At 66.0% G+C, this 17537-nt stretch carries 17 protein-coding genes; 5 read left to right on the top strand and 12 right to left on the bottom strand.

The window, feature by feature from the left end:
• Window positions 1–8: 8 nt before the first annotated feature.
• Window positions 9–470, bottom strand: a complete 462-nt coding sequence (locus ACQR1D_RS02510; protein ID WP_315803861.1) for a nuclear transport factor 2 family protein — start codon at window positions 468–470, stop codon at window positions 9–11.
• A gap of 276 nt (window positions 471–746) precedes the next feature.
• Here ACQR1D_RS02510 and ACQR1D_RS02505 point away from each other — a divergent pair, with 276 nt between their 5' ends.
• Window positions 747–2336, top strand: coding sequence for an ATP-binding protein (locus ACQR1D_RS02505; RefSeq protein WP_316237994.1), 1590 nt, complete (start codon window positions 747–749; stop codon window positions 2334–2336).
• Between the two features lie 95 nt (window positions 2337–2431).
• A complete protein-coding gene (locus ACQR1D_RS02500) occupies window positions 2432–2992 on the top strand; it encodes a hypothetical protein (RefSeq protein ID WP_316215326.1) in 561 nt (186 codons plus the stop codon).
• A gap of 60 nt (window positions 2993–3052) precedes the next feature.
• On the opposite strand, the gene ACQR1D_RS02495 is transcribed toward ACQR1D_RS02500, so the two are convergent.
• Window positions 3053–3322 (bottom strand): hypothetical protein, encoded by a 270-nt coding sequence (locus ACQR1D_RS02495; protein ID WP_316215327.1) that lies wholly within the window; start codon window positions 3320–3322, stop codon window positions 3053–3055.
• Between the two features lie 342 nt (window positions 3323–3664).
• Here ACQR1D_RS02495 and ACQR1D_RS02490 point away from each other — a divergent pair, with 342 nt between their 5' ends.
• The gene (locus ACQR1D_RS02490) at window positions 3665–4486 is read left to right on the top strand and encodes an outer membrane protein (protein WP_434893646.1); all 822 of its coding nucleotides are present in this window, start codon (window positions 3665–3667) and stop codon (window positions 4484–4486) included.
• Window positions 4487–4567: 81 nt separating this feature from the next.
• Here ACQR1D_RS02490 and ACQR1D_RS02485 read toward each other — a convergent pair whose 3' ends face one another.
• The 5 genes from ACQR1D_RS02485 to ACQR1D_RS02465 form a co-directional block, all read right to left on the bottom strand.
• Window positions 4568–5692 (bottom strand): ABC transporter permease, encoded by a 1125-nt coding sequence (locus tag ACQR1D_RS02485; protein WP_316179123.1) that lies wholly within the window; start codon window positions 5690–5692, stop codon window positions 4568–4570.
• A gap of 3 nt (window positions 5693–5695) precedes the next feature.
• A complete protein-coding gene (rbbA, locus tag ACQR1D_RS02480; RefSeq protein WP_316179418.1) occupies window positions 5696–8443 on the bottom strand; it encodes a ribosome-associated ATPase/putative transporter RbbA in 2748 nt (915 codons plus the stop codon).
• Window positions 8444–8451: 8 nt separating this feature from the next.
• Window positions 8452–9552 (bottom strand): HlyD family secretion protein, encoded by a 1101-nt coding sequence (locus ACQR1D_RS02475; protein WP_434893647.1) that lies wholly within the window; start codon window positions 9550–9552, stop codon window positions 8452–8454.
• Window positions 9553–9668: 116 nt separating this feature from the next.
• Window positions 9669–9881, bottom strand: a complete 213-nt coding sequence (locus tag ACQR1D_RS02470) for a hypothetical protein (RefSeq protein ID WP_316179121.1) — start codon at window positions 9879–9881, stop codon at window positions 9669–9671.
• Window positions 9878–10897, bottom strand: coding sequence for a helix-turn-helix domain-containing protein (locus ACQR1D_RS02465; RefSeq protein WP_434893648.1), 1020 nt, complete (start codon window positions 10895–10897; stop codon window positions 9878–9880). The genes ACQR1D_RS02470 and ACQR1D_RS02465 overlap by 4 nt, the downstream gene beginning before the upstream one ends.
• A gap of 243 nt (window positions 10898–11140) precedes the next feature.
• Here ACQR1D_RS02465 and ACQR1D_RS02460 point away from each other — a divergent pair, with 243 nt between their 5' ends.
• Entirely contained in the window at window positions 11141–11563 is a 423-nt protein-coding gene (locus ACQR1D_RS02460; RefSeq protein ID WP_434839952.1) for a GFA family protein, read from the top strand.
• Window positions 11564–11911: 348 nt separating this feature from the next.
• Window positions 11912–13126, top strand: a complete 1215-nt coding sequence (locus ACQR1D_RS02455; RefSeq protein WP_434839953.1) for a helix-turn-helix transcriptional regulator — start codon at window positions 11912–11914, stop codon at window positions 13124–13126.
• Here the strand turns inward: ACQR1D_RS02455 and ACQR1D_RS02450 are convergent.
• From ACQR1D_RS02450 to ACQR1D_RS02430, 5 genes are all read right to left on the bottom strand, one after another.
• A complete protein-coding gene (locus ACQR1D_RS02450) occupies window positions 13123–15078 on the bottom strand; it encodes a tetratricopeptide repeat protein (protein ID WP_434839954.1) in 1956 nt (651 codons plus the stop codon). The two genes, ACQR1D_RS02455 and ACQR1D_RS02450, sit on opposite strands and share 4 nt — an antisense overlap.
• A gap of 69 nt (window positions 15079–15147) precedes the next feature.
• Window positions 15148–15891, bottom strand: a complete 744-nt coding sequence (locus ACQR1D_RS02445; protein WP_316179114.1) for a di-trans,poly-cis-decaprenylcistransferase — start codon at window positions 15889–15891, stop codon at window positions 15148–15150.
• Between the two features lie 38 nt (window positions 15892–15929).
• A complete protein-coding gene (locus ACQR1D_RS02440; RefSeq protein ID WP_315735483.1) occupies window positions 15930–16310 on the bottom strand; it encodes a winged helix-turn-helix domain-containing protein in 381 nt (126 codons plus the stop codon).
• Complete coding sequence (locus ACQR1D_RS02435; RefSeq protein ID WP_315715042.1) at window positions 16297–16914, bottom strand: hypothetical protein; 618 nt, start codon at window positions 16912–16914, stop codon at window positions 16297–16299. The genes ACQR1D_RS02440 and ACQR1D_RS02435 overlap by 14 nt, the downstream gene beginning before the upstream one ends.
• A 146-nt stretch (window positions 16915–17060) precedes the next feature.
• Entirely contained in the window at window positions 17061–17354 is a 294-nt protein-coding gene (locus ACQR1D_RS02430) for a DUF3551 domain-containing protein (RefSeq protein WP_315803874.1), read from the bottom strand.
• Window positions 17355–17537 lie beyond the last annotated feature (183 nt).

The following is a 17537-nucleotide window of genomic DNA, read 5'->3' as shown; positions in this document are numbered from 1 at the left end:
TCCCTGCTTCAAAGTCCCAATTCGGTCAGGCCGGGATGATCGTCCGGCCGGCGCCCGAGAGGCCAGTGGAATTTGCGATCGGCCGCCTTGATCGGCAGGTCATTGATGCAGGCGTAGCGACGCTGCATCAGCCCCTGCGCGTCGAACTCCCAGTTCTCGTTGCCGTAGGAGCGAAACCAGTTGCCGCTGTCGTCGTGCCACTCATAGGCGAAGCGCACCGCGATCCGGTCGTCGCTGTGGGCCCAGATCTCCTTGATCAGGCGGTAGTCGAGCTCCTTGGCCCATTTGCGGGTGAGGAAGGCGACGATCTCGGCGCGGCCGGTGATGAACTCTGCGCGATTCCGCCACCGGCTGTCGGGCGTGTAGACCAGCGACACCCGCTCGGGGTCGCGGCTGTTCCAGCCATCCTCGGCCATGCGCACCTTCTGGGTGGCGGTCTGCAGCGTAAACGGCGGGGCGAGAGTGCTCACGGGACATCTCCTTGTATACCATTCGGAATACTATGTACCGATCGGTACAAGCCGTCAAGCCGCGCATGTTAAAGAGAGCTCCCGGCACAAGCTCAGCCGTAAGCAATCGGATCGACGCGGAGCCCACCATGCTTGCGGTGCCCGTTTACCGAATGTGTGTGTCGCGACAGTGAGAACCCTTGTGTGCTCAACGGAAATTCGATGATCTGCTAAGGGAACCGGCCGAGCCGCGGGGGCGACACGGTCCGTCGGCTACATGTTTTGGGGAAATCGGACATGTCGATGCTCACGCCGCATGGCGAGTGCCTGCTGTGGACACCTGAGCTGATATGGGTGAATACGGTGTCCGACATCCTCACCTCGTTCGCCTTCTTCACCATTGCGTTCGTGCTTGCCTTCATCGTCTATCGCCGCCGCGACTTTCAGTTCAGCTACATCTTCTGGGCCTTCGCGTTGTGGGTGTCCTTCTGTGGGATGACGCGGCTGATCGAGGTGCTCACGATCTGGGTTCCAGCCTACAGCCTGGAGGCGGCCACCAAGGGCTTCCTGGCCTTCATGTCGGTCGGCATCGCCGCGGCGCTGCTGTTGATGCTGCCGCGGGTCCTGACCATGCCGTCCCGCGCCGAACTCCGGAACGCTTATGCACAGCTCGAGGAGGAGACGCGGCAGCGCCGCACCGCGGAAGCCATGGTCAAGCGCTTCCAGGAGATCGAGGCCACCGAGGCGCAGGTGCGGCAGGCGCAGAAGATGGAGGCGATCGGCCAGCTCACCGGTGGCGTCGCGCACGACTTCAACAACATCCTCACCGTGATCACGGGCACCATCGAGATCCTGGCCGAGGCGGTGAAGGACAGTCCGCAGCTGGTGCAGATCACCAGCCTGATCAACTCGGCCGCAGCGCGCGGTGCCGACCTGACCAAACACCTGCTGGCCTTCGCCCGCCGCCAGCCGCTGCAGCCGCGCAGCGTCGACATCAACGGCATGGTCGTCGACACCGCGCGCCTGCTGCGCCGGACGCTCGGCGAGCAGATCGAGATCGAATCCATGCTGGCGCACGATTCGGCGCCGGCCATGATCGACCCGAGCCAGCTGTCGACCGCGATCCTGAACCTCGCGCTCAACGCGCGCGATGCCATGCCGAACGGCGGCAAGCTGACCCTGGAAACCAAGAACGTCCTGCTCGACGCCGCCTATGCGCGCATGAACCCTGAGGTGATCCCCGGCAACTACGTGATGATCGCGGTCAGCGACACCGGCGAAGGCATTCCCGCCAATCTGCTCGACAAGGTTTTCGAGCCGTTCTTCACCACCAAGGACGTCGGCAAGGGCGTCGGCCTCGGCCTCAGCATGGTCTACGGCTTCGTCAAGCAATCCAACGGGCACATCAAGATCTACAGCGAGCCGGGGCACGGCACCTCGGTCAAGCTGTACCTGCCGCAGGCCAATGCCGACGCCGACGCGGCACTGTCGACCATCAGCGCCGAGGGCATGGAGCGCGGCGACGAGACGATCCTGATCGTGGAAGACGATTCGCTGGTGCGCGAATATGTCATCGCCCAGATCAAGCGGCTCGGCTACACGACGCTCGCCGCCAGCAAGGCCGACGAGGCGCTGGCGCTGATCGACAGTCACCCCCGCATCGACCTGCTGTTCACCGACATCATCATGCCCGGCGGCATGAATGGTCGCCAGCTCGCGATCGAGGCGCTGAAGCGGCGCCCGAACCTCAAGGTGCTCTACACGTCGGGCTATACGGAGAACGCCATCGTCCATCACGGCCGCCTCGATGCCGGCGTGCTGCTGCTCACCAAGCCCTATCAGAGCGCCGACCTTGCCCGCATGATCCGCACCGCGTTGAACGCGTGATCGGCCCCCATTCCCGAGACGAATGATCTGCCTTGAACGCCAGCGCGTTTCCAGGCCGAGGCGCGCGCGGCGGCCTGCGGAATTGAGGGACTTGAATGGGCAAGACGTTCGGACGCTGGTTGGCCGCCGTGCAGGCCTATGCATCGGCCGATGATGCGCGCTCCGACATTGCCGCCAAAGTGGCGCTCGTCATCGTCTCCAACCAGCCGTTCTACCCGCTGTATCTCCACGCCATTGTAGGCCGGGCGGCCTGGCCGGCCTGGCTGACGCTGCTCACGACGCCGTTGTTCGCGACCGTGCCTGTGCTCGCGAAGCGCCAGCCGTTCGCCGGCCGCGCCCTGATGGTGCTCGCCGGAACTGCCAACACCGTGTTCTGCGTCAAGCTGTTCGGCGCCCAGAGCGGCGTCGAGCTGTTTCTCATTCCCTGCGTGTTGCTGGCCGCGCTGCTGTTCGCACCCACGGAGCGCCTGCGGTCCTTGCCGCTGCTCGCGTTGCCGTTCGTTTGCTATCTGCTGATCGATTCCCGGCTCGGCGAGCCGGTGATGAGCGTCGTGGATCTCAACTACGCCTCGCTGATCGCAATCAACGCGATGAGCGTGGGCGCGCTGTCCGCCCTGATCGGCCTGCTCGCTGCAGCGCGCATGGCACCGGAGTGAGATGCAGCATAAGGCGCCATCCGGATGAGCGCAGCGAAAAAACGGTGCCGTGATCTGGCGCTACGCCGCAGCCATCTGCCGGTGCGACGACCTGTAGGAGGCCCCATGATGGCTGATATTGAAGTTCAAGTTCGCCGGCGGTTGTGACGGTGCATGGCGGGCGAGGAAGTAATCCTCGAGTTCGGCGACCGCGCGGCTTTCCCATTCGGCAGCCTGCGCCAGCAGTGAGTCGCGCTGATGCGGACGGAACGCCGCGGTCTGGCGGTACAAGGAGGCGATGGTACGATAGCGCCGCACGTTCTCGAGAACCGCTTCCCCATTCATCATCATGATGCTCTCCCCTCTCCGTCCCCCAGGACGTGCCGAAGGTGCACGCATGCAATTTGCGAAATCGTTAGCGGGCGCGATGGAGCGTGCGGATGGTTGGCGAATCGTTGACTAACGCGGTGCGTCGAATTGTCCGGATCGTCGATCGACGACGGTATCGATCGACCGCCTCCCCGCCGCACGCTCGAATTTACAACGACTTAAGGTTAAGGACGCACTCGCATAAAGTGACGTCGTCACAGATACTTACGCTCACGAGTGTTGTAGTTGAACTACAGCCTAATAGGCCGAATTGTGAGAAATCCTTGTCTCAATGTTGCTGATATTCATTGAGGATTGTGACCGATGAAAACCCTTGCCTCCGCCGTCTCTTTGCTCCTCGCCAGCTCGCTCGGCGCATTCGCCGCGGATCTGCCGGCCCGCTACACCAAGGCGCCTCCCCCGGCCGTGATCTACAGTTGGACCGGCTTCTACTTCGGCGGCAGCGTCGGCTATGGCTGGGGCCGGTCGAACTTGAACACGACGCTGGACCAGACCAGCAGCTGGGCGGTCGAGGGCGCCGCCTTCCAGAATCAGTTCGTCAACATCAGCAACAACCGGCTCAATCCGGCTGGCGTGCTCGGCGGTCTGCAGGCCGGCTACAACTGGCAGAGCGGCGCCGGCGTCTTCGGCATCGAGGCCGACATCAACGGATCTGACCTCAACAAGCGGACGGTCTACACGGCGGCCAACCCGCCCACGACCCGCACCTTCAACGAGAGCATCCGGAACGACTGGTTCATGACCCTGCGCGGCCGCGCCGGTTACGCGGTCGATACGACGCTGTTCTACGTCACTGGCGGCCTCGCCGTCGGCAACGTCAAGGGCAGCTGGGATCTGACCTCGGCCAACGGCTACACCAAGACCGCCTCGGCCAACGAGACGCGGGTCGGCTGGACGGTCGGCGCCGGTGTCGAGCATGCATTTGCGCCGAATTGGACGGTCAAGGCGGAATATCTCTACACCGATCTCGGCAGCATCAACTACACCTCGGCCTACGTCCCGGGCAGCACATTCGCTCCGCCCGGCTCGAACTACGTCGAGCGCCTGTCGCAGGATTTTTCATTCCACACGGTGCGGGTCGGCGTGAACTACAAGTTTGGCGGCCCGGCGGTCGCGCGCTACTGATCGCCGTCATCCATACCGATGCCGTTCAAGGAAAAGCCTCGGCCCGGTGCCGAGGCTTTTTTGTTGGGGTCGAGGGCGGGCTCAGGCCGCCGCGATCGCCGCCCGGAAGCGGCGCAAGGTCAACGCCAGGACCACCGCGCCGATCGCCGCCACCGCGACGAATTGCGGCCATACGACATCGATGCCGGCGCCGCGATAGAGGATCGACTGGGCGAACGACACGAAATGCGTCGAGGGCGACGCCTTCATGATGGTGGCGAGCCACTCCGGCTGGCTTTCCACCGGCGTCATTCCGCCCGACAACAGGTTCATCGGCACGGCCACGAGGATGTAGAGCAGGCCGAGCTGCGGCATTGACCGCGCGATGGTGCCGAGAAACAATCCGACGGCGGTCGCGAAGAACAGATAGAGCACGGTGCCCACCATGAACAGCGGGATCGAGCCCATGATCGGCACGCGCAGATACCACCGCACGACGGCGTAGAGCGCGATGGCGACGGCGACGGCGATCACCAGCGCATTGGCCCATATCTTGGACATCGCGATCTCCAACGGAGACAGCGGCATGACCAGCAGATGGTCCATGGTGCCATGCTCGCGCTCGCGCACCAGCGCCGCGCCGGCCAGGATGATCGCGAGCATGGTGACGCTGTTGATGATGCCCATCACGCCTTCGAACCAGGCGGTTGTGACGTTGGGATTGAACGCGATCCGCGTCACCAGGTTGACCGGGGAGGACGAGGACGTCTCCGAGCGGGCCACGAACCAGGCGACCTCGGTGTTGATGATCTGCAGCGCATAGCCGGATCCGATCCCCGCCTGGATCATCGCGGTCGCATCGACGTTCACCTGCACAGATGGCTTGCGCCCCGCCAGGACGTCACGCTGGAAATTCGGCGGGATGTCGAGCACGAACGTGAAGCGGCCGTTGTTCATCAGCCGCTCCACCTCGCTCTGGCTGATGTAGACCGGCGGCTGGAAGTAAGGCAGCTGGAATACGCTGGCGATCCGACGCGACAGCTCGGAGCTGTCCTCGTCGACGACGGCGATCGAGGCGCGATGCAGCTCCTGCGAGCTGCTCTGCGCCTGGCTGATCACCGCCACCGTAAACGAATAGATCACGAGCCCGATCAGCACGGCGTCGCCGAACAGGCTGCGCAGCTCCTTGGTTCCGAGCCAGAACACGTTGGAGAGCGAGCGCATCATCGCTCAGGCCTCTTGCTTCGGCAGCATCGCCAGGCTGAACCCTGTCAGGACGGGAATGAAGATCAAGAGGATCAGGATATCGGCGCCGACATCGGCGAAGCCAAGTCCCTTGGTGAAGGTGCCGACCGCAATCGGGCGGTAGTAGGTCATCGGGAACACCATGCCGATCAGCTTGGCCACGCCGGACAGCGACGACACCGGGACCAGCATGCCCGAGAACTGCGTCGCCGGCAGCACGGTGAGGATCGCGGTGCCGAACAGCGCCGCGATCTGGGTCCGGCAAAAGGTCGAGATCAGCATGCCGAAGCCGGTCGTGGTGATGACATAGACCAAGGTGCCGACCATCAGCGGCAGAAACGCGCCCTTGAGCGGGACCCGGAACAGGACCATCGCCATCACATACATCAGCGCGAAGTTCGCCAGCGCGACCGCGATGTAGGGCAGTTGCTTGCCGAGCAGGAATTCGAGCCGCGTCACCGGCGTGACATAGAGATTGGTGATCGACCCCAGCTCCTTCTCGCGGACCACCGCGAGCGCCATCAGGATGGCTGGAAACAGCGCCAGCAACAGCGCGATCGTGCTCGGAGCCATGGCGTAGATGCTGTCGAACGCCTGGTTGTACTTGAACCTGATCTCGACATTGACCGGCGAGGCCGGCAATGGCTGCGTCGTCTTGACGGCGGGATCGGACAGATAGAGCTGATGCGTGCCTTCGAGATAGCCCCGGATGGTCTCGGCGCGGAACGGCATCGCGCCGTCGATCCAGGCCGACACGAACGCGGGCCGGCCGCGCTTGATGTCGACGCCGAAGTTCGGCGGGATCTCGATCGAGGCCTTGATGTCGCCGCTCTTCATCCGCCGCTCGAGCTCGGCGTAGTCGGCGAGCGGCGGCCGCTCGACGAAGTAGCGCGAGCCTCTGAGCTCCGCGAGATAGGCGCGGCTCTCGGGCGACTGGTCGCGGTCGAGCGCGGCGAAGGTCAGGTTGTTGACGTCCGTGGAGATGCCGAAGCCGATCACGATCATCAGGAACGCCGTTCCGAACAGCGCGAACATCAGACGGATCGGGTCACGGATCAGCTCGAGACCTTCGCGGATCGTATAGGCCAACAGCCGCCGCAGGCTGACGGCGCCCCGCCGTCGCTCCTCGCGCGGCCGGTCGGCGGGCTTTGGATCGGGCCTCGCCTGGGTCAGCGTGACCGGCGGATCGGCGACACCAGCGTCCTGCTCGAGGAAGGCGATGAAGGCCTGCTCCAGCGTCTGCGCGCCCTTGGCGCGGATCAGGCCGTCCGGCGTGTCGGTCGCCAGCACCCGCCCCTCATGCATCAGCGACAGCCGGTCGCAGCGCGCCGCCTCGTTCATGAAATGCGTCGAGACGAAGATCGTCATCTCGTCCCGGCGGGACAGCTCGATCAGCAGGCGCCAGAACTGATTGCGCGCCACCGGATCGACGCCCGACGTCGGCTCGTCGAGGATCAGAAGATCCGGCCTGTGGACGATCGCCACCGCGAGCGACAAGCGCTGGCGGATGCCGAGCGGAAGATCGGCCGCGAGGCCGTCGATGTGATCGGTCAGGTCGCAGCGCTCGACCAGCTCGGCAATGCGCTTCTCGGCGGCGTCGCGCGGCAGATGGAACAACCGCGCATGCAGCACCAGGTTCTGCCGCACCGTGAGCTCGCCATACAGCGAGAACGCCTGCGACATGTAGCCGACCCGGCTGCGTGATTCGTGATTGCCGGCCTCCATGGAGCGGCCGAAGATCAGTGCCTCGCCTTCGGTCGGCGGCAGCAGCCCCGTCAGCATCTTCATCGTCGTGGTCTTGCCGCAGCCGTTGGAGCCGACGAAGCCGAAGATCTCGCCCTTGCGGATCTGGAAGTTGACGCCGTCGACCGCGGTGAAATCGCCGAAGCGGCAGGTCAGGTCGCGCGCGACGATCACGGTCTCGTGGCTGCCGTCGAGCTCGGTCTTGGCCGGCATCTCGGCGCGGTCGCGCGCCGAGCGGTCGGGCAGCAGCGCGACGAACGCATCCTCGATCGAGGCGGCCTGCGTCTGCGCCTTGAGCTCGGCCGGCGTACCGGTCGCGAGGATGCGCCCGTCGTTCATCGCGATCAGCCAGTCGAAACGCTCGGCCTCCTCCATATAGGCGGTGGCGACGATCACGCTCATGCCCGCCGCGCTGCGCGCGCGCAGGCGGTCGATCAGGTCCCAGAACTGCCGCCGCGACAGCGGATCGACGCCGGTGGTCGGCTCGTCGAGGATGAGAAGATCGGGATCATGGATCAGCGAGCAGCAAAGGCCGAGCTTCTGCTTCATGCCGCCGGACAGCTTTTTCGCCGGCCGGTCGGCGAAATCGGACAGCGCCGTCGCCTCCATCAGTTCGGCGATGCGCCAGTCGCGCTCGGACCGCGACTGGCCGAACAGCCGGGCGAAGAACGCGATATTCTCGCGCACGCTGAGATCGGGGTAGAGATTCTTGCCGAGGCCCTGCGGCATGTAGGCGATCCGCGGACACACCTGCGTGCGGGCGCGCCGGTCGGCCATGTCGGCCCCAAGCACGCGCGCCTGCCCGGCCTGGATCGCACGCGCGCCGGCCAGGATCGACAGCAGCGACGACTTGCCGACGCCATCCGGGCCGATGAGGCCGACCACGCGGCCGGCGGGAATGTCGATCGAGACGTTGTCGAGCGCGATCACGTCGCGATAGCGCTGCGAGACGTCCCTGACCATCGCGACCGGAGACGCATCGCCGATCATGTCGGCCATCATGGCGCTGCTTGCAGACGCGCCGGCCATGCGACGTCGGGATTCCACCGGACATACGCCACGCCGGGCAATCCGCTCCTCACGGCATCGGCATGTGCGGCCAGCCTGTCCTGATCGACGCGCACACGGATGCGAAACATCAGCTTGTCGCGCTCGCTGCGGGTCTCGACGGTCTTCGGCGTGAACTGCGCCTGGCTCGCCACGAACGACACTTTCGCCGGGATCGGACGATCCGGATAGGCATCGAGCACGATCCGCGCGTCGGTGCCGATCTTGACCTTGCCGACCTCCTCGGTCGGCAGGAACACGTCCATGTAGACATAACCGATGTCGAGCATGGTGAAGATCTTGCCGCCCGCGGCGAGGACTTCGCCGACATTGGCGAGACGATATTGAATGCGGCCGGGCTTTGGCGCGATCAGTGAGTTGTCGGCGATCTGAACGGTGTAGAGCGCGACGTCGTGACGGACCGCTTCGAGCCCGCGTTCGGCTTCGAAAATCCGCGCCTGCGCGCCGGCAAGGCCGGCGGTCGCAGTGTCGAGCGCCTGCTGGCGCTGATCGGCCAGCTCCCGTGTGGTCCAGCCGCTCTGCAGCAGGCTGCGGGTGCGCTCCATCTCCTGCTCGGCGAGCGTCTTCTGCGCCTGCAGTTGCGCGAGATTGGCACGGGCCTGATCGACCACGTGCCGCGCCTGCTCGGCCTGGGCCTGCGCCTTCGACAGCGACTGCTGCAGCTCCTTCGTGTCCATCCGCGCCACGATCTGCCCGGCCTCGACGCGATCGCCGATATCGGCGCGCAGCTCGGCGACACGGCCGGCATATTTGGTCGCGATGTCGATCTCGTCAGCCTCGATGCGGCCATTGCTGACGCTGATGCCGAGGGGCAGCGGCGGATGCAGCCGCTGCCACCAGACGTAGCCGCCACCACCGGCCGCCCCGACGGCAAGGAGGAGCACGAGAAGCGGCCACACTGCCCACCTGCGCCGCGGCTGATGGGACACAGGAACCGGCATCGCCGGCGTGGGAACGACGGCTGCGGTTTCAGCACGGACGCGCTGAACGGGCCGTTCGTCGCCGGCGAGTTGCGTGTCCTGTGGATCCATTCCGAAAAACCTTCTCCGCTGAAGCATGGCGCTCGTTTGCCATAGGCGCGGGAGAATCCGTTGACACAGCTCAACCAGCCCCGCGCATGCCGCCGAAGCCTGTGATCACGTTTGGGTTACGGCGCGGAATCCGACGTCGCGATGGCATGGATCAGCAGCAGACTGCTGAAGATGACGAACAAGGCGAACGCCTGGAATTCGCGTGGCGACATATCGAGCAGGACGAGCATCCACTCGATCGGCAGACCGGCGAGCATGAGCAGGAGAAGGCCGGTTGCCGCGACGAAGATGCCATCGAGGATCCTCAACACGATCGTCTTGGACGTCATGGCGTGCTCCCCGTTAAGGACACGCGCGCGGTCGGCTGCCCGCGGCTGCCTCCGCAATCGCCCCGGACCTCCCGCGGGGTCAGCCCGTACTGGCGTCGGAACGAGCGATTGAAGTGCGAGAGATCGCCGAAGCCGACATCATAGGCGATGCTGGCAATCGCAAGCTGGCCATGGGCCGGGTCGCAGAGCATGCGATGCGCGTTCGCAAGCCGCACGCCGGACAGGAACGCGGAGAAGGTGGTGCCGTCGATCTCGAACAGGCGCTGCACGTAGCGTGGCGTGACGTTCAATTTCGCCGCGATCGTCGCCACCGACATGTCGCGGCGCCGGCTGTTGGCGATGAGGAACGATTTTGCGAGCTTCAGCCGCGCCGCGCGCAATCCTCTCGCGCGCATCGTCTCGGCCAGGTCGGCGGCCGGCCCGATCGACAGCGCGAGCAGGTCCTGGACGTGGCGTACCGACAGATTGAGCAGTTGCGCATCGATCGCGCCGCTGCTGGCCATGAGCCAGCCCGCATAGTGGTCGAGCAGCTGCAATGCGCCGCGATCGACCGGCATCGGCCGCATCAAGGCATCCGCGATGCTGACATCCGCGGCTTCGACCATCACGCGCGGCATCAGCAGCGTGAACGATCGACCATTGCTGGTGCGATGGAACGCGCTCGCATCGGCGCCGCTGAGGATCGCCGCCTCGCCTTCGCGCAGCTCGCGGATCTGCCCGGCGGACTCGACGAACGCTGTTCCCTGGCGATTGATCGCGAGGATCACATTGTCCGCACCGTCGGCAAGATAGCGGCCGGACCGCGAGATGCGCGCCGGCGTGGCCCAGGCATCGAGCAGTTGCAGCCCCGGCAGGGTCAGGGCCCGATTGCGCGCCTTGAACGCGAGATCCGGCGCGGGCTCGAAATCGACACGCAGCATGACCTGGCCGTAGTGCTCGCGCCAGAACGTCGCGCGCTCCGGTTCCGGAATGTTGTCGGTCGAGAATTCGACGATGCGCGAATTGAAACCTGACATGCGATCACCCGAGACAATCCGAAACTGAAACCTGGAGCCGCGCGCTCCATCCAAGGCGGAATCGATAGCGTCATCGCCGCAAACGCGGCGTCCTCCGATCAGAGGATGTCGCCTGTCGGAGGATGGCCGAATGTGAACTGGGTCACGCGCGGTCGTGCCAGCCCTGCCGATCGTCGCCGCGCGCCAAGACACAGGGCTTCGGGAGTGATGCCGTCTGCGGCCTTACAACCAACGAGGACGAGGATGACACTCACTGGACGATGTTTTTGCGGAGCGGTCGAAGTCGAGGTGTCCGGGGCGCCAGAGGCGATGGGCTATTGTCACTGCCGGTCGTGCCGCTCGTGGTCGGGCGGCCCTGTCAACGCCTTCAGCCTGTGGAAGCCGGACGCGGTCAGGATCGCGGTGGGCGCCGAGCACGTGGCGATGTTCCAGAAGACGCCGTTGAGCCAGCGGCAGTACTGCGCCAAATGCGGTGGACATTTGATGACCACTCATCCGCCGCTCGGGCTGGTCGACGTGTTCGCGGCAACGCTTCCGGATCTCGATTTCAAGCCGGCCGTGCACGTGAACTATGCCGAGACCGTGCTGCCGATGCGCGACGGCCTGCCGAAGCTGAAGGACTTTCCGCGCGAGTTCGGCGGCTCGGGCGACGCCGTCGCTGAGTAGCCTGGCGATGCCGAGCCCCGGAGCATGACAGGCTCCGGGGCTCGGCCGGCGTCCTTCTCATATCTCATCAGTCGAGCAGATGCCGATGATCGTGGATCAATCGGCGCGCGGTGCGCAACCGCGACTCCTGAAGCGCGGCGAGCACGGCCCGCGCCATCCGGCGCATCCGACGTCGAATTCTGTGCGACTGTCGCCGCACGCGCGGCACAGGGATCCTCATCACTCATCTCCGGCCAAGTGAAGCTCCCATCGTGCGCCACTCCTCAGCCGACGGCTTGGGCAGGCCTGCCAATCTCGCGGCTTCGCGCGACCGTTGCGCGATGAACCTCACCCGCCGCATGCCGACCCATGAAGGGGAATATCGTCCACGCGCCAGGGTTGATTATTCAGACCGGCGCACCCGTTCCCGGTCATGGCAGCGAGGTCACCGTGCAGAGCGAGTTCTATTCGCGGGCGTTGGACGCCATCTATCAGGGCTTTGCGGAACCGGATGGCATCACGGACGCACTGGATTGCGTCCGGGAACTGACGAGGTCCGAGGGTGCCACCTTCGAGGTCATCGACCCGATCGTCCGGCAGCCCCTGACCTTTCACAGCAGCGGTGTTGCTGCGGCCGAGGGCGACGACTACCTCGCCTACTTCGCGCCCCGCAATCCGCGCCTGCGCATGGCGCTGAACCAACAGCGCGGCGAACTGGCCTGGGACTATCAGGTCATGGACGAGAGCGCCATGAACCGCGATCCGTTCTATGCAGAGTTCCTGCCGCGCGCCGGGCTTCGCTATTTCCTCTCAGCGGTGCTGGAGCGGTCGCCGCAGCGGATGGTCGCCCTGACCCTGCAGCGAACGCCGCGGCAGGGCCATGTCGGCAAGGCCGACATCGCCCTGATGCACCGCCTCACGCCCCATCTGCAGCGCGCACTTAGAATGCGAAACAGCCTCGTCACAGCCTATGGCAACGATATCGGCACGACCGCACTCGATGTGCTGAAGGACGGCGTCGCACTGCTCGATCCGAGAGGCGAGATCGTCTACCTCAATCCGAGCCTGCAAGCCATCTCGGCAGACGGCGCCATGTTCCGGATCGAGAGGCGCGGCATCGTCTTCGCCTCGGCCGATCTGCGCAATCGCTATGCGCGCGCGCTCAGCGCGGCGACGCGTACCGACGGCCTGATCGGCACGGATGCCGCGCTCGATTTCCTGGCGCCGCGTCCAGGCGGCTTGCCGCCTTGCACGATATCGCTGCGCTCCCTGCACAAACGACACCCTCGTTCGGATTGGCCCGCTGCGATGGTGGTGATGCTGGTGCGTGATCCGATGCGGGACAGCCCGGCGGCGCATCTGCTTCAGGACCTTCATGGTCTGACCAGGGCGGAGGCGCAACTGGCCTGTGCGCTGAGTACCGGCATGACTGCGGTCGAATATGCCGCGCATCGCGGCATCAAGGTCACGACGGTCTACACGCATCTCAAGCGCACTCGGGAGAAGACGGGATGGCGCAGCGTCGCCGAGCTGACGCGGCGCATCCACGAAATCTCGATCGGTCTGCTGAATGCCGATCCTTAAGTCGCGGAAGTCGCGGAAAACGCCGCGACCTGCTGCGCCAGCGCATCGCGCACGCGCACGACGACGTCGGCATAGTCACGTCGCGCGTCCTGGCGGAACAGCCGCACGCTCGGATACCAGGGACTGTCGTCACGGCCGAGCAGCCAGCGATAGTCCGGCGTGAAGGGCAGCATGATCCAGGTCGGCTTGCCCAGCGCGCCGGCCAGATGCGCCACGCTGGTATCGACGGTGAGGACGAGGTCGAGACTGTCGATCAGCGCAGCCGTGTCGACGAAGTCACGGATGTCGGCGGTGAGATCGAGAATCTCGTCGCGCGCGGCGAGCGCGGCCTTGTCGGACGGCCGAGGCTCCTTCTGCAGACTGACGAACCGCGCCCCAATCTTGAGCAGCGGCGCGAGCGCCAGCAGCGGAATCGAACGGTTGTGATCGTTGAGATGCGCGGGGTTGCCGGACCAGACGAGCCCGACCCGCAAGCGGTCATGCGGACCTAATCGCTGCTCCCAGATCGCCCGGCGCGCCTCGGGAGGGCGCGGCAGATAGCACGGCGCGGCAGGGATGGTGTCGAGCCGGGTGGCGAAGGCGAGCGGCAGGCTCGACAGCGGGCAGTGATAGTCGATGGAAGGCAGCGCATCGATGCCGCGGGCAAGGCACTGCGCCACGCCATCCAGGCCGGACAACAGCGGCTGCAGCGGCGCGTCGACCTCGAGCACCACGCGCGCGCCCTGCGCCGCCACCAGGGTGGCGTAGCGCGAAAACTGGATGGTGTCGCCGAGCCCCTCGTCGCTGTGCAGCAGGATCGTTTTGCCGGCCAGCGGCGCATCGGCAAGCCACAGCGGCGCCTCGAAGCTGCGCTCGACGAAGCCGACGGCGCGACATTTGCGTCCCCATTCGCGCGCCGCCCAGCCACGGGCGAAGTCGCCGGTCAGCAACCGGAACAGCGCCGCGTTCCAATGCGCATCGGCGAGGTCCGGCTTCAGCGCGACGGCGCGATCGAAGCTGTCGAACGCCTCTGCGAAGCGATGCAGCTCGGCCAGCGACGTGCCGCGATGATTATGGAAATCCGCGGTCTGCGGCCGGAGCGCGATCGCCTTGTCGAACATGGCGACGGCGTCATCGTGACGGCCGAGGTTCTGCAGGATGCAGCCATAGCCATTGGCGACGTCGGGATCGTCAGGCGCCAGCGCCTGCGCACGGCGGCCGAACGTCTCGGCTTTTTGGTAGCGGCGCAGCCGCCGCAGGGCGATTCCCTTCAGATACAGCACGCCCGCCTGATCGGGCATCAGCCCCAGCGACTGCCCAAAGCGCGTGATGGCCTGCTCGTAATGGCCGGCATCGAAATGCAGCGCGCCGGCCTTGTTGGCCGCCTCGAGGTGGTCAGGCCTGAGCTGCGCCACCTGATCGAAGGCCAGGGCCGCCTCGTCGCGCCGCCCCTGCGCTTCCAGCACCTCGCCGAGACGAAACCAGGTCGCGGCGCGATCGGGCGCGAGCTGCAGCAGCCGATCGCAGGCCAGCGCCGCCTCGGCGTGCCGCTGCCTCAGTTGCAGCAGTTCGCCAAGCGCATCCCAGCTCTCGATCGCATCCGGCTGCAGCTGCAGCGCGCGATCGTAAGCCTTGATCGCTTCATCGGTGCGGCCGGCGAGCCGCAGCGCCTGCGCCAGGCCGACGAAGGACTCCGCGGCCGACATGTCCTGCCGAACGGCGCGGGCGAACCACTCAATCGCATCATCGGCGCGCTTGAGCGCCAGGCAGACCTGTCCCATCGCACGCAGCGCGTCGAGCGAGGCTGCGTCCAGCGTCAGCGCGCGGCGGCACGCATCCTCGGCCTGCGCGGGCTGTCCGGCGCGCAGCAGCCGCAAGGCCGCGGCACACAGCGCGTCAGGCGTATCGCTGTGGCCCATCGATCCGGATTTGGCCGGGGGCTTGCCGGCGGACCGGCGCGGCTTGTGCTTCATCAGGGGATCTCTGCGCTCGTGCTGCAAGCGGTAGATGATTCCCCGATGCGCGGAAAGATTGCGCCGTCGTCAGGCGACCGGCGCCGGTGCCAGCGGCGCCGCCTCGAGGCCGCCGAAGCGGCGCTCGCGGCCGCGGAAGGAGGCGAGCGCCTGGGCCAGATCGGCGGCATCGAAATCGGGCCACATGCGCTGGGTGAAATGCAGCTCGGCATAGGCACCTTCCCAGAGCAGGAAGTCGGACAGGCGCTGCTCGCCGGAGGTGCGGATGATCAGGTCGACGTCGCGCAAGCCGGCTTGGCCGGTCACGAGGTCGGAGAACGCCGCACGCGTCAGGCCGTCGATGTCGCGGGCCTTCGCCGCCGCCGCGAGGATGGCGTCGCGCGCCGAATAGTCGACGGCGATGCGCAGATGCAGGGTGCTGCCGTCGCGGGTGGCCGCTTCGGCCCGGCCGATCGCGTCGGCGATGCCGCCGGGCAGCCGGTCGCGACGGCCGATCACGGTGAGGCGGACGCCATTGCGCACCAGCGCCTCCACCTCGCTGGCGAGATAGATCCGCAGCAGCGCCATCAGGGCTGCGACCTCGGCCCGCGGGCGTCGCCAATTGTCGCTGGAGAACGCATACAGCGTCAGCGTGCCGATGCCCTGGTCGGGCGCGGCTTCGACGACGCGCCGAATCGCCTCGACGCCCGCCTCGTGCCCGCGCAGCCGCGACAGGCCCTTGCGCGTCGCCCAGCGGCCATTGCCATCCATGATGATGCCAACATGCAGGCCATCCACCACAGCAGGCGATTGAGGTTGCAGACTACTTTGCATTGCAAAGCTCCAGGTCAAAAATAAACGCGATGCGAGAGTCAGACGCGGCCCGGGATCAGGCCGACCGACGATGGCGTGTGCTCCTTGCCGGCAGCGGCCGCGGCGTCGCGGACGAGGCGCTCGAGCACGGCGAGATAGTCGAGGAAGCGGCGGCGTCCCGCCTTCGTCAGCCGGCAGGTGGTATGCGGGCGATTGCCCTCATAGCCCTTGGTGACCTCGACGAGACCGGCCTCCTGCAGCACCTGCAGATGCCGCGACAGATTGCCGTCGGTCAGCCCGCAGAGCTGCTTGAGGTCGGCAAAGGCGAGACCCTTCGGGTGCGCCATCAGCGAGGTGAGCAGGCCGAGCCTTGCCTTCTCGTGGATGACGCGATCGAGGCCGTCATAGGAGAACGGCGCGCTGCCATCAGTCTTCGACATCGGACTCTCCGGTCGCAAAATACAGAATGCCCGCCATCAGCCCCTGTCCGATCGCGAACGGAAGCCCCATCGTCCACGGCGACAGCGCATGCGTGGCGCTGCCGACCAGCAACACGGCGAAGCCGGCCATGAAATAGAACGCCCCGGCAAGCGCTACCGTGCGCGGCAGCGAGCGCACCGACGCGAACACGCCGAGCGACATCAGGATCTGCCACAGGCCCGGCAGCATCCACAGCGCCTCCGGCGCGAACTTCCACAACAGCACCGCGAGCAGCACGCCGGCGATGCCCGCTGGCAGGAACTGCTCGACCGCCTGATGGATCATCGCATCTGCAAGGCCGGAATGATGCCGGCGCGATCGCGCCCGCATCTCGAACCAGATCATGGTCAGCGACACGCAGGCTGCCGCCGCCCATCCGAGCAGGAACGTCCACGCGTCGGCCGTCGGGTCGCGCAGAAACAGCTGCTGAAGGAGCGCAGTGACCAGCGCGACGGCCGAGGTCGCGGCCATCGTCGCCGGCCCGTAGCCGCGAAATGCCGTGCCCGCCGCAAGCTGGCTGCGGATCGCGATGATGTCCGCCAGCGCCTTATCGAGATCGCGCATGTCTCACCTGAAGCCGGTGACCGGCTCGTATAACTTTGCGGTACAAAGTATATACGAACGCAAAGTCGATGCAAGCCCGCGCGATCCCGGAAGCGCGCCTGCGTCAGCCGATCGGTCGCGCACGCCGACCCACTCGGTCGAGGGTGTCAGTAATACTGATAGCGGTGCACGCGGCGCGGCGGCGGCATATCGACATAGACCGAGGGGCGGCGGCGGGCAGGATCGAACGCGACGCGCGGATTGATGCCGCAGCCTGCATTGCGCCCGGAGGCACTCGCCCGGCATTGCTCGAAGGTCTGGTAGGAGCAGTCACCGGGGTAACCGACGCCTCGGCCCTGCACACACCAGGGATAGTCGTAACCGCCTGCGGAGGCCGGCGCGATACCGCCACCAAGTGCAACGCCGACGAGGCCGGCTGCCATCATCATAACCTTGCGCATGATCTGTTCCTCTTCTGGCCGGAGGGTTGCACCACACCGGCATGGTCAAAAAACGACAAATCGGCGGAACGGATCACCAACCAAGGCAGTGACGTGTCGCCTGCGCGGCACGTCACCTTCAGCCCTCGACACCCGTCTGGCGGGCTGGCGCCTCATCGAAGACCTGCCGCGGCGCGCGGCCCG

This window comes from Bradyrhizobium sp. HKCCYLRH2047, from assembly GCF_051168175.1.
In the GTDB taxonomy this organism is placed as follows: Bacteria; Pseudomonadota; Alphaproteobacteria; order Rhizobiales; family Xanthobacteraceae; genus Bradyrhizobium.
This window is presented reverse-complemented; position numbering and strand designations above follow the sequence as displayed.

Excerpts from the sequence above, each read along its gene's own strand:
- ACQR1D_RS02505 (WP_316237994.1), top strand. The coding sequence starts at position 747 with ATGTCGATGCTCACGCCGCATGGCGAGTGCCTGCTGTGGACACCTGAG.
- ACQR1D_RS02500 (WP_316215326.1), top strand. The coding sequence starts at position 2,432 with ATGGGCAAGACGTTCGGACGCTGGTTGGCCGCCGTGCAGGCCTATGCA.
- ACQR1D_RS02495 (WP_316215327.1), bottom strand. The coding sequence starts at position 3,322 with ATGATGATGAATGGGGAAGCGGTTCTCGAGAACGTGCGGCGCTATCGT.
- ACQR1D_RS02490 (WP_434893646.1), top strand. The coding sequence starts at position 3,665 with ATGAAAACCCTTGCCTCCGCCGTCTCTTTGCTCCTCGCCAGCTCGCTC.
- ACQR1D_RS02485 (WP_316179123.1), bottom strand. The coding sequence starts at position 5,692 with ATGATGCGCTCGCTCTCCAACGTGTTCTGGCTCGGAACCAAGGAGCTG.
- rbbA (WP_316179418.1), bottom strand. The coding sequence starts at position 8,443 with ATGATCGGCGATGCGTCTCCGGTCGCGATGGTCAGGGACGTCTCGCAG.
- ACQR1D_RS02475 (WP_434893647.1), bottom strand. The coding sequence starts at position 9,552 with ATGGATCCACAGGACACGCAACTCGCCGGCGACGAACGGCCCGTTCAG.
- ACQR1D_RS02470 (WP_316179121.1), bottom strand. The coding sequence starts at position 9,881 with ATGACGTCCAAGACGATCGTGTTGAGGATCCTCGATGGCATCTTCGTC.
- ACQR1D_RS02465 (WP_434893648.1), bottom strand. The coding sequence starts at position 10,897 with ATGTCAGGTTTCAATTCGCGCATCGTCGAATTCTCGACCGACAACATT.
- ACQR1D_RS02460 (WP_434839952.1), top strand. The coding sequence starts at position 11,141 with ATGACACTCACTGGACGATGTTTTTGCGGAGCGGTCGAAGTCGAGGTG.
- ACQR1D_RS02455 (WP_434839953.1), top strand. The coding sequence starts at position 11,912 with ATGAAGGGGAATATCGTCCACGCGCCAGGGTTGATTATTCAGACCGGC.
- ACQR1D_RS02450 (WP_434839954.1), bottom strand. The coding sequence starts at position 15,078 with ATGAAGCACAAGCCGCGCCGGTCCGCCGGCAAGCCCCCGGCCAAATCC.
- ACQR1D_RS02445 (WP_316179114.1), bottom strand. The coding sequence starts at position 15,891 with ATGCAAAGTAGTCTGCAACCTCAATCGCCTGCTGTGGTGGATGGCCTG.
- ACQR1D_RS02440 (WP_315735483.1), bottom strand. The coding sequence starts at position 16,310 with ATGTCGAAGACTGATGGCAGCGCGCCGTTCTCCTATGACGGCCTCGAT.
- ACQR1D_RS02435 (WP_315715042.1), bottom strand. The coding sequence starts at position 16,914 with ATGCGCGATCTCGATAAGGCGCTGGCGGACATCATCGCGATCCGCAGC.
- ACQR1D_RS02430 (WP_315803874.1), bottom strand. The coding sequence starts at position 17,354 with ATGCGCAAGGTTATGATGATGGCAGCCGGCCTCGTCGGCGTTGCACTT.